The organism is Ancalomicrobiaceae bacterium S20 (genome assembly GCA_040269895.1).
GTDB classification, from domain to species: Bacteria; Pseudomonadota; Alphaproteobacteria; order Rhizobiales; family Ancalomicrobiaceae; genus Methyloraptor; species Methyloraptor flagellatus.
Genome location: CP158568.1, coordinates 862,530 through 875,524 on the forward strand (window position 1 = coordinate 862,530; position 12,995 = coordinate 875,524).

At 68.8% G+C, this 12,995-nt stretch carries 14 protein-coding genes, 1 tRNA gene and 1 pseudogene; 5 read left to right on the top strand and 11 right to left on the bottom strand.

What is annotated here, in order from left to right:
• Positions 1 to 7: 7 nt before the first annotated feature.
• The 4 genes and pseudogenes from ABS361_04095 to ABS361_04110 all read right to left on the bottom strand — a co-directional run bounded on the left by ABS361_04095 (position 8) and on the right by ABS361_04110 (position 1,911).
• Positions 8 to 475: a hypothetical protein gene (locus tag ABS361_04095; protein ID XBY47005.1), complete on the bottom strand. Its 468-nt coding sequence runs from the start codon at positions 473 to 475 to the stop codon at positions 8 to 10.
• Complete coding sequence (locus ABS361_04100) at positions 469 to 1,131, bottom strand: glycosyltransferase family 39 protein (GenBank protein XBY45476.1); 663 nt, start codon at positions 1,129 to 1,131, stop codon at positions 469 to 471. Before ABS361_04100 ends, ABS361_04095 begins: the two co-directional genes overlap by 7 nt.
• 4 nt (positions 1,132 to 1,135) lie before the next feature.
• Positions 1,136 to 1,351 (bottom strand): annotated as a pseudogene (locus ABS361_04105) (glycosyltransferase family 39 protein).
• Positions 1,352 to 1,578: 227 nt separating this feature from the next.
• Positions 1,579 to 1,911 (bottom strand): rhodanese-like domain-containing protein, encoded by a 333-nt coding sequence (locus ABS361_04110; GenBank protein XBY45477.1) that lies wholly within the window; start codon positions 1,909 to 1,911, stop codon positions 1,579 to 1,581.
• Between the two features lie 433 nt (positions 1,912 to 2,344).
• Here ABS361_04110 and ABS361_04115 point away from each other — a divergent pair, with 433 nt between their 5' ends.
• Together ABS361_04115 and ABS361_04120 are read left to right on the top strand one after the other, a co-directional pair.
• Positions 2,345 to 2,557 (top strand): cold-shock protein, encoded by a 213-nt coding sequence (locus ABS361_04115; protein ID XBY45478.1) that lies wholly within the window; start codon positions 2,345 to 2,347, stop codon positions 2,555 to 2,557.
• Between the two features lie 804 nt (positions 2,558 to 3,361).
• Positions 3,362 to 5,380, top strand: coding sequence for a bifunctional diguanylate cyclase/phosphodiesterase (locus tag ABS361_04120; GenBank protein ID XBY45479.1), 2,019 nt, complete (start codon positions 3,362 to 3,364; stop codon positions 5,378 to 5,380).
• A 79-nt stretch (positions 5,381 to 5,459) separates the two neighbouring features.
• Here the strand turns inward: ABS361_04120 and ABS361_04125 are convergent.
• Both ABS361_04125 and ABS361_04130 read right to left on the bottom strand, forming a co-directional pair.
• Positions 5,460 to 5,545 (bottom strand) — tRNA-Leu (locus tag ABS361_04125).
• Positions 5,546 to 5,659: 114 nt separating this feature from the next.
• Entirely contained in the window at positions 5,660 to 6,181 is a 522-nt protein-coding gene (locus ABS361_04130; GenBank protein ID XBY45480.1) for a GGDEF domain-containing protein, read from the bottom strand.
• A gap of 374 nt (positions 6,182 to 6,555) precedes the next feature.
• Here ABS361_04130 and ABS361_04135 point away from each other — a divergent pair, with 374 nt between their 5' ends.
• The gene (locus ABS361_04135) at positions 6,556 to 7,719 is read left to right on the top strand and encodes a vWA domain-containing protein (GenBank protein ID XBY45481.1); all 1,164 of its coding nucleotides are present in this window, start codon (positions 6,556 to 6,558) and stop codon (positions 7,717 to 7,719) included.
• Between the two features lie 142 nt (positions 7,720 to 7,861).
• Here ABS361_04135 and ABS361_04140 read toward each other — a convergent pair whose 3' ends face one another.
• The 5 genes from ABS361_04140 to ABS361_04160 form a co-directional block, all read right to left on the bottom strand.
• Positions 7,862 to 8,203, bottom strand: a complete 342-nt coding sequence (locus tag ABS361_04140) for a hypothetical protein (protein XBY45482.1) — start codon at positions 8,201 to 8,203, stop codon at positions 7,862 to 7,864.
• Between the two features lie 55 nt (positions 8,204 to 8,258).
• Positions 8,259 to 8,765, bottom strand: coding sequence for a xanthine phosphoribosyltransferase (gpt, locus tag ABS361_04145; GenBank protein ID XBY45483.1), 507 nt, complete (start codon positions 8,763 to 8,765; stop codon positions 8,259 to 8,261).
• 55 nt (positions 8,766 to 8,820) lie between these two features.
• Complete coding sequence (locus ABS361_04150) at positions 8,821 to 9,609, bottom strand: molybdopterin-binding protein (protein XBY45484.1); 789 nt, start codon at positions 9,607 to 9,609, stop codon at positions 8,821 to 8,823.
• Between the two features lie 228 nt (positions 9,610 to 9,837).
• On the bottom strand, positions 9,838 to 11,082 hold the full coding sequence (locus ABS361_04155; protein XBY45485.1) for an FAD-dependent monooxygenase: 1,245 nt from the start codon (positions 11,080 to 11,082) through the stop codon (positions 9,838 to 9,840).
• 243 nt (positions 11,083 to 11,325) lie between these two features.
• Positions 11,326 to 11,577, bottom strand: coding sequence for a zinc-finger domain-containing protein (locus ABS361_04160; protein XBY45486.1), 252 nt, complete (start codon positions 11,575 to 11,577; stop codon positions 11,326 to 11,328).
• Between the two features lie 173 nt (positions 11,578 to 11,750).
• Here ABS361_04160 and ABS361_04165 point away from each other — a divergent pair, with 173 nt between their 5' ends.
• Positions 11,751 to 12,248 (top strand): GNAT family N-acetyltransferase, encoded by a 498-nt coding sequence (locus ABS361_04165; protein XBY45487.1) that lies wholly within the window; start codon positions 11,751 to 11,753, stop codon positions 12,246 to 12,248.
• Positions 12,249 to 12,431: 183 nt separating this feature from the next.
• Positions 12,432 to 12,977 (top strand): GNAT family N-acetyltransferase, encoded by a 546-nt coding sequence (locus tag ABS361_04170; GenBank protein XBY45488.1) that lies wholly within the window; start codon positions 12,432 to 12,434, stop codon positions 12,975 to 12,977.
• Positions 12,978 to 12,995: the final 18 nt, after the last annotated feature.

Here is a 12,995-nt window from a genome sequence, read left to right on the forward strand (position 1 = left end):
GCGGGCCTCACGGGTAGGGAGACGGGTAGGGCGCCTTCAGGCCGCGGGCGAGCGCGACGTCGAGCTCGAACAGCGGCGCGCCGAGCACGACGATCGGGACCCGGTCCTGCGGTTCGATGCTCGCGAACAGCGGCGCGGCGGCGGCGAGCGTCTTCGCGGTCGCGTGCGGTCTGGTCACGATCAACGCGTCGCGGCCGACGAGCGCGGTCTGATCGGTCAGGAAGGCGAAGCCGCGCGGATCGGGATCGAAGACCGCAACCGGCACGCCGCCGAGCGCCTCGGCGATGCGGCCGGCGTCGATCCAGCGCGACGAGACGACGAAGCGGCCGGGCTCGAGGAGACCGCGTGCGGCGAGGCCCGGCTTCAGGCCGCGCCAGGCGAAGCTCTCTTCCGCGAAACCAGCGATGCCGAGCCAGGAGACCGCCCCTTGCGGCAGGCCGATCAGCATCAGCGCGCCAGCGGCTCCAATCACCATCGCCCAGAGCGCGACGGTGCCGGTGGCGACCCGTGTCGGCCAGCGCCGGCCGGCGGCGGTCGCCCTGTCGAGGAGAACGCCGAGCAGGGGAAGGCGAACAGCCAGCCGGGCATCTGCCAGTGCGGCAGGCCGCGGCCGGCCCAGAGCGGCAGGATCGTGAAGAGCACGATCGGCGGCAGCGCCAGCGCGGCGAGGAAGCGCGTCCGCTCGCTCGCGCGATGGCCGACACAGGCGAGGGCGAGCGCGACGGCGAGACCGACCATGGTCCAGGGCAGCAGATAGCCGGCCTGACCGCCGAGCGCCTGCAAGACCGGCACGATCGCGATGTGGGTCCCGGCCGAACCGCGGCCGGCCTGGAACAGGAACGACACGAAGCCGTGCTCGGCGTTCCAGACGAAAACGGGCGCGGCGACGAGGCCGGCGACGACGACCGCGAACCAGGGCCAGGGCGTCAGCAGGTGCCGGCGGTGGCGGGTCGCGAGCACGAAGCCGAAGGCGCCGAGCGCAAAGAAGGCGGCGTGATACTTCGACAGGCCGGCGAGGCCGAGCCAGAGCCCGGCCGTGAGCCAGGCGCGCGCGCGCGTTGCCGCCGGCCTCGAACAGGGCGATGGCGAGCGAGCGGGCGGCGAGCGCCAGGAACAGCACCAGCGGCCCATCCGGCACCAGCCAGGATCCGGCCGACAGCAGAAAGAACGGCGACAGCGTCAGGGCGACCGCGGCCCAGAGCCCGGCGCGCGCGTCGAACAAACGGCGGGTCAGGTCGTAGAGCGCCCAGGTCGTCGCTGTGAAGGCGAGGACGAACGGCAGCCGCAACACGATGTTCGGCGCATCGGCGCCGAACAGCCAGCGCATCGCGCCGACGATCCAGAACGCCATCGGCGGATGGTCGAAATAGGACAGGTCGAAGCGGGCGCCGATCGCCCGCGCGTAAGCCTCATCGACGCCGAGGTCGAGCAATGCCGCGAGGCCGAGCCGCACCAGCGTGCTCGCCAGCAGCAGGACGGCAATGCTCCGCGCCGCCTCGCGGTCCGGAGAGGGGTGCTCCCGGTGACCGCAGCGGTGGTCGGCCGCACGAAGGTGGCCGTCACGAGTGGGCGCCTTGGTCACCGCTCGATCGGCAGGCCGGCCTGCGCCCAGGCCGTGATGCCGCCGCCGACATGGGTGTCGACCGCGATGCCGAGCGACTGGACCAACGCGACCGCCTTGGCCGACCGGCCGCCGGCCATGCAGTAGAACACTACCGGCTTGTCGGTCGGGAGGTTGGCGGCGTCGGCGGCGAGCGTCGAGAGCGGGCTCAGCACCGCGCCGGGAATGCGCGCCTGCGCCCATTCGTTCGCCTCGCGGACATCGACGAGCGCGATCTCGCCGGCGTCGAATTTCGCGGCCGCCTCGGCGGGCGTCAGCGTCACGAGCGGCAGGTTCACAGGATTGGCCATGCGAGATCTCCGGGGGTGAACAGAGTGCCGAGCCGATAGGGTGGCTCGGACGGCCGGGCCCTATCGTCGGCGAGCCGCATCGATGTCGGCTCGGGCTCCGATGGTCAAGTCCATATGATGTCGGCGGCCGAGCGTTCACGGCGGGACGGCCCGATCGCAGGGGTCGACGGCTACCGTAACGGGCACTGATTTCGGGACACTGTTTTTCACCGAAACGGGGGTTGCCGTCGTCCGGGGCTGTTCCTAACTCAGGAAAATCGAGTTTCGGCCGGACGACTTGGCCTGCATCCCGATCCCGTCGGCATGGTCGCGACCGTGGCGCGGATCGCTCGCGATGCCCGCCGACTACCCCTCTCCTGAAAATCGATCGAAATAGCGCTCGCGGGCCGCCCGCGGGCCGAGTGTCTACCCGAGACCAGGAAAGGGTCGTCGCATGACTACGGGCACCGTCAAGTGGTTCAACGCGCAGAAGGGCTTCGGCTTCATCCAGCCGGACGACGGCGGCAAGGACGTGTTCGTCCACATCAGCGCCGTCGAGCGGGCCGGCCTCGCCTCGCTCTTCGAAGGCCAGAAGGTCGCCTTCGAGATCGTCGCCGACCGTCGGACCGGCCGATCGGCCGCCGGCAATCTCCAGGCGGCCGAGTGATAGCGGGCGGCGGGATCTTTTTCGAAAAAGATCGTTCGCTGCCTCGATCTCGCCGCAATGGGCGTCCATATAAACAACCGAGGCGCAAGAGATTGTGCTTCGATCGGCGAACGGAAGCGCGATGATATCCGCGCATCCGTCCTTCCCGATCCGGACTTCGACAGTGGCCTTGCGCCGTCGCCACCGACCACGGATGTACTGGCGGGGTGATCGAGATCCGGGGAACGGGAGATCATGAGGGGTCGGGCCTGAGAGGGCTTCGGCCCCTTCGTCGTTTCTGGAGCTCCGTCGTTTCCAGGGCGCCGTCGTTCGTGGGGCGCCGTCGTTTGCGGGGCGCCGATCCTGCGACGCGAAATGCGAACGCCGGTCGCGCGCGGTGCCCGAAGACTGTTTTTCTGTCGACCGCGATGGACGCTGCCCTCACGCGAAGGTCAGGCTGGCCAGTACAAGTCTTTTTTCTGTCTGGTCAAAATCGTCTTGCGCCCGACGCGCTCTCCGTCGCGAGCGCCACGATGCTCGACCTCGGCGCCAACTTCAAACAGGGCAATCGAGATCGGAATTTCTTGGTGAATTTTACTAAAATTTTTGATAAAATCTATATATCTCGTTCGGTCACAGCGTCATTCGGAAGAGGATTGGATGAATAGGGTGTGCGTCTTTGGCGGGCTACTGAGTGTCAGCTCTGTCTCTATTTTGTAATCATCACGATTGGACTCGTGAAATTTCGAGGCTACTCGTCGCGGATAGGGATTTCTTAATCCGCGCATGGCTCAAGTGGCCAGCGAACACGAGCAGAGTGACGCCATGACGGCAGCCTACCTCAACGGCGCCATCGTTCTCGACCAGCTGCGCGCGGTCCGAAAGACCGTGGCGATCTCGCTTCCGGTCAACATGGCCCTGGGCCTGGCCGCGCTGCTCGTTGCCTGGAATTCGGGCCGGGGCGGGGACGGCGCCGTCTGGTTCGGCGTCTCGGCCATCGTCAACGGGCTGCGTCTGCTGCTCTGCCGGTTTCCGATCCGCGAGGCCGGCGAAGCGCTGCCGCGCACATCCTTCGCGCTCGGCACCGAGCAGCATCTGCGCGCCCACTGGGTTCTCGCGCTCGCCTCCGGTCTGGTCTGGGCGGCGGTGCCGCTGCTGTGCGACGGCTATACCTCGCCGCAGACGCTGTTCTACCTCACCGTCGTGTGCGGCATCACCGCCGGAGCCGTCACCCACGGCTTCGCCTACGCGATCATCCCGCTGTGCTTCATCACGCCACCGCTCCTGTCGGTGGTCGGTTGTCTGGTCTGGGCGGGCGGCTTCGATCGCTACTGTCTGGCCGCGACGGTGCTGCTCTATCTGACCGCGCTCGCGCGCGCGTCGCGCGTCGGCGATGCGCTGGTGCGCAACGAGAGCCAGCTGAAGCACGAGGCGACCGCGCTGTCGCGCTCGCTCGAACTGGCCAACGATCGCGTGCTGCGCTTCGCCGACGTCATGCAGCAGCGCTCGATCCACGATGACCTGACCGGTCTCCTGAACCGGCGCGGCTTCACCGAGGCGGTCGAGGCACATGCGCCGGGCCGCTCCGACGTCTGCCTGATGCTGCTCGATCTCGACGGGTTCAAGACCGTCAACGACGCCTTCGGCCACAAGGCCGGCGATCGGGTTCTGGCGGAGGTCGCGCGCCGGCTCCGCGACGCGCTGCCGGCGGGCGCGGTCGCGGCGCGGATCGGCGGCGACGAGTTCGCGGTCTTCTTCGCGCTCGACGGGGCTGCACCGGATGATGCGGCGTCCGACGGCGGCCTGGATGGCACGACGCAAGACCCTGCCACGCTCGCCACCCATCTCATCGCTGCAATCACGATCCCGTTCGGCAAGTTCGATGCGGGGCGGATCGGCGTCGGCATCGGACTCTACACCGGGCGTCACGCCGACATGGACGACATGCTCGCCTCCGCCGACGCCGCGCTCTATGCGGCCAAGGCGAGCGGGCGCAACCGCTTCCGCCAGTTCGACGAGACGCTCAGGCGCGACGTCCAGATGAAGCGCGACATCGAGCGCGATCTCGCGGTCGCGCTGGCCGACGGCGCGCTCGAGGTCTGGTATCAGCCGATCCTCGCGGACGGCGGTCGGCGTCCCGACACGCTCGAGGCGTTGCTGCGCTGGTGGCATCCGCGCCACGGCTGGGTGTCGCCAGAGGCGATCGTCTCGGAGGCGGCGACGGCGGGCCTGTCGGAACAGTTGATGACCTTCATCCTCGGCCAGGTCGCCGGCATGATCCGGCGGCTCGACGCGATGGGGCTCGGCAGCGTCATGGTGGCGATGAACGTCTCGCCGCGCGAGATGGCGCAGATCCCGGTCGACGATCTGATCCTCGGCACGCTCGCCCGCATGGAGGTCGCGCCGACCCGCCTAGAGATCGAGATCACTGAGGAGATTGCCGTCGACCCGCGCGCCGTACAGGGCAAGCTCGCCGTGCTCGCCCAGGCCGGCGTCCGCATCGCCATCGACGATTTCGGCACCGGCTATTCCTCGCTCGGCTCGCTGCAACAGTTGCGGGCGGGGCGGGTCAAGATCGACCGCTCGTTCGTCTCGGGGATCGCCGAGTCGGCCTCGTGCCGGTCGCTGGTCGACGCCGTGCTGCGCGTGTCGCAGTCGTTTGGCTTCGAAGTCGTCGCCGAAGGCGTCGAGACCGCCGAGGATGTCGAGACGCTGCGCCGGCTCGGCTGCTCGATCATGCAGGGCTATTACTTCGCCCGGCCGATGCCGGCGATCGCCGCGACCGACTGGCTCGACGAACTCGCCGCCGCCGGCGACGGCCGCTCCGGTCGCAGAGGCGTGTGAGGGCTGCGCGTCGTGGCTGTCGCCGCGACGGAAAAGTCATGGGTCGGCCGGCCGCCAGTTCGCCGACATCATGGGTTTCTGGTGGCCGCTGTGGGGATCGAACCCACATGGGCGTAGCCCGAGGCATTTTAAGTGCCTTGTGTCTACCAGTTTCACCAAGCGGCCGCACGGCGCGGGCCGGGATCGTCGGGTGATCCGCGCGCCGTCCCGCAGGGGTATCGGCGCCGCGCGCGGATGGCAAGGCCCGCGTGCGGGGCTGCCGCCGGGTGTGCCCGTGTCTCAGGCGAACACGAGATCGTCGATGACGGTGCGGTTCACGCCGTGCTCCTGGGCGATCTGCAGCGCGGCCTCGCCGCGCCGGATCGCGCGGACCGCATCCGGCTCACCCTCGCCGACGTCGGCAAGGCCGATCGAGACGGTCAGGTCGGTCGCGATCACGCTCGTCGACGTGACGGCGTAGCGGAGATCCTCGCAGACGCGCTCGGCCGAATCGAGATCGCAATAGGAGAGCACGGCGACGAAGGCGCCGGGGCCGTGGACCGCGAGCGCATCGTGCGGGCGCAGGGCGCCGGCGATCGCGGTGGTCGCCGCGCGCAGCATGCGATCGACCGTGGCCGGACCATAGCGGCGGGCCAGCGACGGGAAGTCGTCGATCGCGATCACCGCGACATAGACTTCGCGGCCGGCGCCGATCGAATTACCGATCTGGCGTGCGCTGAGGCGCTGAAGATCGCGCATGGAGAGGGTGGTCTTCGCGGTGTAGGGAATGTTGTCGGAAATGGCGTCGATCAGCTTGAGCATGGACGATTTCCCCCTTTGTTTTGAGTGACGCAAGGGTACGGTGTCCGATTTGCAATGATGCTAACGAAATCGATAGGATTTTATCGATATGGCGCTGGAATATTACACTTTGGTTGAAGGGGCCGGCTAACCCCTTTGTCGGATCTGACTTTTTTCCGCTGGAAAAATTTATCTGCCGGCCTGACGAATTCGCCCGCGCGGCGCGTCCGTTACCGCATCGGTCGGATTTATCGCCAATTTGCCGCAATCGGGCTCGCGACGCCGAAATTCCGCCGCGCCGGGAACCAAGGGAAATCGCGTTCGAAGCGTGAGCTGGTCTTCGGGACCGTACCGCCCTTCGGGAGAAGGGGCGCCGGGCCGGGGAGATATTGCTCATGAACAGATTCATCCTGATCGCCGGCCTGATCGCGGCCGGCTTTGCCGCAGCAAGTGCCCGCGCCGAGACGCCGGCGCCAGGGGCCAACGTCTCGGAGGTCGAGGCTCTGGCGAAGGCTCGTCCGGCGCCGGGCCTGCCGAACCGCATCGAGGTCGCCTTCGTGCTCGACACGACCGGCTCGATGGGCGGCCTGATCGACGGCGCCAAGCGCAAGATCTGGGCGATCGCCGACGAGATCCGCAAGCAGAATCCCAATGCCGAGATCCGCATCGGCCTGGTCGCCTATCGCGATCGCGGCGACGTCTACGTGACCGACAAGACCGACCTGACCTCCGACATCAGCGCGGTCTACGGCAAGCTGATCCAGGTACAGGCCGTCGGCGGCGGCGACTGGCCGGAATCGGTCAACGAGGCGCTGGCGGTGGCGGTGAACCGGCTCGGCTGGAACAAGGGGGCGGACACGCGCCGGATTGTATTCCTAGTCGGGGATGCGCCACCGCACATGGACTATGCGCAGGACGTGCCGTTCACCGACACGCTGAAGATCGCCGAGCGCGAGGGCATCGTCGTCAATGCCGTGCAGGCGGGCAATGCCAAGGATACCGAGCTGATCTGGCGCACGATCGCCGATCTCGGCCACGGCCGCTATCTGCCGATCCCGCAGACCGGCGGCGTGGTGGTGATCGAGACGCCCTACGATCAGCAGATCCTGAAGCTTCAAATCGAGTTGCAGCGGACCGTCATTCCCTACGGCTCGCTGAAGCAGCAGTCGATGGTCCGGGAAAAGGTCGGGGTGGCGGCGGCCGCGCCGGCGCCGGCAGCCTCCGACATGGCGAGCTATTCGGTGCGCACGGCCAAGCCGGCCGAGCGCAAGGTCGTGACCGGGGAGGGCGATCTGGTCGCCGATGTCGCGGCGGGTCGGGCCAAGGTCGAGGAGATCAAGACCGAGGATCTGCCGCCCGAACTGAAGGCGCTCGCGCCGGCGGCGCGCCAGGCCGAGATCGACAAGCACCTCGCCACCCGCAAGGCCCTGCAGGGGGACCTCGAAAAGCTGGTCGCACAGCGCGACGGCTTCATCGCCGAGGCGCGGGCCAAGCAGCCGCGCGGCACCGACGGTTTCGACCGGGTGGTCGAGGCGGTGATCCGCGATCAGATCCGCTGAGCGCGCGGATCGCGCCATGCCCCAAAAAAGCGCGTGAGGCCGCCCGGCGATCCGGGCGGCCTCACGGTGATTTTCGATATTGCGGCGGGGCCGCGCGCCGGTTGAGCCGTTCCGGGTCGCCGTCGGCCGCGCGCGCCGACGATCAGTCGTCGTTCGCGGCCTCGAGGCTGGTCTTCACCTCTTCGAGGAACTGGTCGGCGTTCTTCTTGGCGTCGCGGACGGCGTCGCCGAAATCCTTGGCGAAGCGGTCGAGCTCCATGCGCAGGCCCTGCACCGAGGGCTTCTCGACCGACATCGCGTATCCCGACATGGTGATCGACAGCGCGAGGTCGAGCATCGTGTAGACGACGGTCGCCTCGTCGACATCGTTGTCGTCGAGATACTCGAGGACCATTTCGCGGATTTCCTCCGCGTGTTCCTCCTGCTCGGCCGCGTAGGCCTCGTCGTCCTTGTCTTCGTCGAACGTGTCGTCCGGACCGGCCATGGGTTGGCCTCCTCTTCTCGGGTCTTCCGAATCGCGGGCTCGCCCTGCGAGGTGCTCAGGCGGCACCGTCGCGGATCGGGGGCTGAAACGTCAACCCCATGTCCCAGGGGAAATAGATCCAGGTATCCTGCGAAACCTCGGTGATGAAGGTGTCGACCAGCGGTCGGCCCATCGGCTTGGCGTAGACGGTCGCCATATGCGCCTTCGGCATCATCTCGCGGACGACCTTGGCGGTCTTGCCGGTGTCGACCAGGTCGTCGACGATCAGCACGCCGGCGCCTTCGCCGCCGCCGAGCTTGATCACGTCCTCCGACACGCCCTTCATCACCTTGAGTTCGCCCTGGCTCTTGTAGTCGTGGTAGCTCGCGACGCAGACCGTCTCGATCAGCCGGATGTCGAGCTCGCGCGCGACGATCGCCGCCGGCACGAGGCCGCCGCGGGTGATCGCCACGATCGCGTCCCAATGGCCCTGACCGGCGAGGCGCCAAGCCAGCGCGCGGGCGTCGCGATGGAACTGGTCCCAGGAAACGGGGAAGGCCTTCGGTTGGTTCGGCTGCGACATGCGGATCCTCGGGAATGGGCGACTTCGATTGGCGGCGATTGCGAAACGGGCGGGATCAGGAGGCGGCGCGCATCGCCTCGACAAGCTCGGCGACCTCGGCGGCGACCAGGGCGAGGCGCTCGGGATCGCGGGCGCGCACGACGATGTTGGTGCCGAAGCGGCCGTCCAGATTGTAGGGATAGCTGCCGATGATCGTGTCGGGATTGGCCTTCTGGATCGCGCCGAGCGGCGTCGCGATCCGGCCCTCGCCGAACGGAGCGTCGACGCTCTCGGACAAGAGCCGCGTGCCGGTCTGCAATGTCGGCAGGATCTCGTCCATCATCGCCTGCAGCACCGACGGCACGCCGGCCATGACGTGGACGTTGCCGATCCGGAAGCCCGGCGCGCCGGAGACCTTGTTCAGGATCAGGTCGGCGCCGAAGGGGATGCGCGCCATCCTGAGCCGCGCCTCGTTGAGCTCGACCCGGCCGGCATAATGCGTCTTCAGGATCTCGATCGCGCGCGGATCGTGGTCAATGCCGACGCCGAAGGCTTTTGCGATCGAATCGGCCGTGATGTCGTCGTGGGTCGGGCCGATGCCGCCGGAGGTGAACACGTAGGTGAAGCGCGCCCGGAGCGCGTTCACCGCCTCGACGATGGCATCCTCGTCGTCGGAGACGATCCGGACTTCCTTCAGATCGATGCCGACCGCGGTCAGGCAGTCGGCGACGAAGCCGACGTTGCGGTCCTTGGTACGGCCGCTCAGGATCTCGTCGCCGATCACGACCATGCCGGCGGTCACGATCGCGGCGGCGGCAGCGCTGGAATGCCCGGACCCATGGCCCGGCGAAGCGTCGGACGGCATCGCGACCACCACCTCAACAAGGGAATGGTTCGAGTTCACGAAACGGGCGGAGCCGCGCGTTTCGATCGAACCACCGGAATGATGGAAATTGGTTAGCGCAAGGGCCGGGGCGCCTCAAGGGCAGGCGCGCGGCCGGGACGGGTTCATGCGGCGCCCCGGGGCGGTCGCGCGGCGTTTTCCACCGCCGGTTTGCGGGCGGCTCGCTCGGGCGGTGACTTGCCGTCGCCGTCAGCCGCTGCGGCGCAGGCCGCCGGCGGACTTGGCGCCCCCGGACTTGCTCAGGGTCTCGGCCGGCGGGCGCCAGCGCCAGATCCAGTCCTGCCGGGCGGCGAGCCGGTCGGCACCGGCGATGCGCATGCCGGCATCGCGCAGGAAGGCGAGCGCGTCGGGCAGGTGATAGATGCGGCCGTTGGTGCGCGCCAGTTCGACCACGGCCTTGGCGCGCGGCTTGCGCTCGGCCTCGTAGGCCGCGAGCGCCATGGCGATGTCGGCGGCCGGATCGGCGAGATGGGCGGCGAGCACCGCGGCATCCTCGATCGCCATGGCCCCCCCCTGCGCCGCGAAGGGCAGCATGGCATGGGCAGCGTCGCCGAGCACGGCGACATGGCCGCCGACCCAGGCGAAGTCCGGATCGACGCCGCAGAGTGCCCACTTGGTCCAGTCCTGCGGAAGGGCCAGCAGGTCGCGCGCGGCCTGCGGCCAGGACGCGAAGGCATCGAGCACCTCGCGGCGGGTCGCGGGCACCGACCAGCCGTCGTCCTCCCAGTCGCTCTCGATCACCGCGACCAGATTGAAGGTCTCGCCGCCGTGCAGCGGATAGTGCACGAGATGGCCGTGCGGCCCCATCCACAGGCCGGTCGACCGCCGGTGCTCGGCCGGGATCTGGCCGATCGGCACGACGGCCCGATAGGCGGTGCGGCCGGAATAGCGGGCGAGGGGACCGCCGAGAACGTGGGTGCGCACGCGCGAGCGAACGCCGTCGGCGCCGATCAGGGCGGCGGCCTCGATCGTGGCCGGGCCGGTGGGCGTGCGAGCCTCGATCGAGATGCGGCCGGGCGCGGCTTCGGCGCGGCGCAGGCGCGTACCGAGCCGGATCTCGACGTTGCGGTCGGTCTGCGCGGCGGTGGCGAGCGCATCGAGCAGGTCGGCGCGGTGGATCACGCGGTAGGGCGCGCCGTAGCGCTGCTCGATGCCCCGGCCGAGCGGCATGCGCAGCACTTCGCCGCCGGCACGGACCGAATGGACCTTCAGCCAATCGGGCGTCACGGCATGGCGATCGAGCGCGAGCCCGAGATCGAGCGCGTCAAGGATGCGCGAGGCGTTGGGCGAGAGCTGGATGCCGGCGCCGACTTCAGCGAGCCGGTCGGCCTGTTCGAGCACGATCGTGCGCCGGCCGGCACGGGAGAGGGCGAGGGCGGCGGTCAATCCGCCGATGCCGGCCCCCGCGATGACGAGGGGAAGTGCGTCCGCCATGGGGACGTCCTTCATGAACGCGACGGAGTTCGGAACGAGGGGCCCCGGCGGTCGCTCGGCCGGCGCCGATCAAGCCTTGCGCGGGCGCTTTCGGATGAGATGAAGCCGAAAGCGCAATCGCGCGCCTGTCTGGATAGACCCTGCGCCGTGCCGCGGCGAGCCGTGCTTTAGACGGAGCCCGGTCCGGTTGCCGGCCGAGGCGCTGCCCGTGACGGGCGACGGGTCATAAGACCCGGTCGCGGCTCACTCGGCGGCGAGGGCCGGTTCGTAGACGCAGGCCGCCGGATCGGCCGCATGCGCATCGAGGCTCGCGTCGTAGACATAGAGCGTCGAGCAATAGGGGCAGATCTTCTCGTTCTCGTCGCCCATGTCGAGGAACACGTGCGGATGATCGAACGGCGGCCTGGCGCCGATGCACATGAATTCGCGGGCGCCGATGCGCACGCGGGCGATGCCGAGATCGTTGGTGAAGTGCGGGACGACGGCGCCGGCCATGGGGATTCCCTCGGGCTGATCCAATCGGCGCGCACCATAGTGCCGGTGCGGCGGGATGGGTAGAGGGGAAATGCGGCGGTTGCGAAGACGTCCGCAATGGCCTTGGGTCCGCGGTTGCGAGCCGCTATCGTGGCGGTCGACAAGGGGATCATCGCGGCAAGGAGGGGGCCAAGATGGACGTGCCGGTGCTCGAGACCGAGAGACTGATCATGCGCGGCCATCGGCCGGAGGATCTCGCCGAATCCTGCGCCATGTGGGCCGATCCGGGCGTGGTCCGCTACATCGGCGGGCGGCCGCTCGGCGAGGAGGACGTCTGGCTCCGGCTCCTGCGCTATGCCGGCAACTGGGCGCTGCTCGGCTACGGCTTCTGGCGTTGCGAGGACAAGGCGACGGGCGCCTTCGTCGGCGAGGTCGGCTTTCACGAGCTGAAGCGCGATACGCAGCCGAGCTTTGTCGGCGTGCCCGAAATCGGCTGGGGTCTCGTCCCGGCCTGGCACGGCCGCGGGCTCGCCTCCGAGGCGGTCGCGGCGGCGCTCGCCTGGGGCGACCGGTCGATCGCGTCGGATCGGGTCGTCTGCATCATCCATCCCGACAACGCCGTCTCGATCCGTCTGGCTCAGGCGCAAGGGTTCGTTCGCATCGCCGATACCGTCTACAAGGGGGGGCGATGACGATCTTCGACCGGGTGCGGAGGCCGGCATAGTCTCGCTCGCAAGTCTTCGTGCGGGCAGGCCGCGCGTACCGGGCGGTCCTGCCGCCCATGGCACGCGCGGCTCGCCCGCGGTCGCAGTGGTTCCGGCGCCGGGCGGCTGCGCTTATGGTGCGGCCCGGTTTGGTCGCTACCCGGAAACTCCATGACCTTCGGCGTTCCTGTCCCCGTGATCGAGACCGAGCGTTTGCGGTTGCGCGCGCTCGGGGCGGACGATCTCGATAATCTCATGACGATGTGGAACGACCCCGCCGTGCTCACCCATCTCGGCGGCGGCTCGCGCAGCCGCGAGGAAATATGGATGCGCATCCTGCGCTATGCCGGATGCTGGTCGGTGGTCGGCTATGGCGCCTGGCTGGTCGAGGCGCGCGCGACCGGCGCCTATATCGGCGAGGTCGGCTTCCGCGAGCTGAAGCGCGACAGCGAGCCGTCCTTCGCCGGCACGCCCGAGATCGGCTGGGCGATCCTGCCGGCCTGGCACGGCCGCGGTGTCGCCTCCGAGGCGGTCGCCGCCGCGCTCGCCTGGGGCGATGCCCATATCGACGCGGCCGAGACCGTCTGCATCATCGCGCCGACCAACGCGCCGTCGCTTCGCCTCGCCGCGCGTTTCGGTTATGAGCGAAAGAGCGATCTCACCTATCGCGGCCATCCGCAGGTGCTGCTCGGCCGGCGCCGCCCGCTGCCGGCCTGAGTCGCGTCGCCATGGTCC

Coding starts and splice junctions, on each gene's coding strand:
- ABS361_04095 (XBY47005.1), bottom strand. CDS start 475: ATGGTGATTGGAGCCGCTGGCGCGCTGATGCTGATCGGCCTGCCGCAA.
- ABS361_04100 (XBY45476.1), bottom strand. CDS start 1,131: ATGGGCCGCTGGTGCTGTTCCTGGCGCTCGCCGCCCGCTCGCTCGCCA.
- ABS361_04110 (XBY45477.1), bottom strand. CDS start 1,911: ATGGCCAATCCTGTGAACCTGCCGCTCGTGACGCTGACGCCCGCCGAG.
- ABS361_04115 (XBY45478.1), top strand. CDS start 2,345: ATGACTACGGGCACCGTCAAGTGGTTCAACGCGCAGAAGGGCTTCGGC.
- ABS361_04120 (XBY45479.1), top strand. CDS start 3,362: ATGACGGCAGCCTACCTCAACGGCGCCATCGTTCTCGACCAGCTGCGC.
- ABS361_04130 (XBY45480.1), bottom strand. CDS start 6,181: ATGCTCAAGCTGATCGACGCCATTTCCGACAACATTCCCTACACCGCG.
- ABS361_04135 (XBY45481.1), top strand. CDS start 6,556: ATGAACAGATTCATCCTGATCGCCGGCCTGATCGCGGCCGGCTTTGCC.
- ABS361_04140 (XBY45482.1), bottom strand. CDS start 8,203: ATGGCCGGTCCGGACGACACGTTCGACGAAGACAAGGACGACGAGGCC.
- gpt (XBY45483.1), bottom strand. CDS start 8,765: ATGTCGCAGCCGAACCAACCGAAGGCCTTCCCCGTTTCCTGGGACCAG.
- ABS361_04150 (XBY45484.1), bottom strand. CDS start 9,609: ATGCCGTCCGACGCTTCGCCGGGCCATGGGTCCGGGCATTCCAGCGCT.
- ABS361_04155 (XBY45485.1), bottom strand. CDS start 11,082: ATGGCGGACGCACTTCCCCTCGTCATCGCGGGGGCCGGCATCGGCGGA.
- ABS361_04160 (XBY45486.1), bottom strand. CDS start 11,577: ATGGCCGGCGCCGTCGTCCCGCACTTCACCAACGATCTCGGCATCGCC.
- ABS361_04165 (XBY45487.1), top strand. CDS start 11,751: ATGGACGTGCCGGTGCTCGAGACCGAGAGACTGATCATGCGCGGCCAT.
- ABS361_04170 (XBY45488.1), top strand. CDS start 12,432: ATGACCTTCGGCGTTCCTGTCCCCGTGATCGAGACCGAGCGTTTGCGG.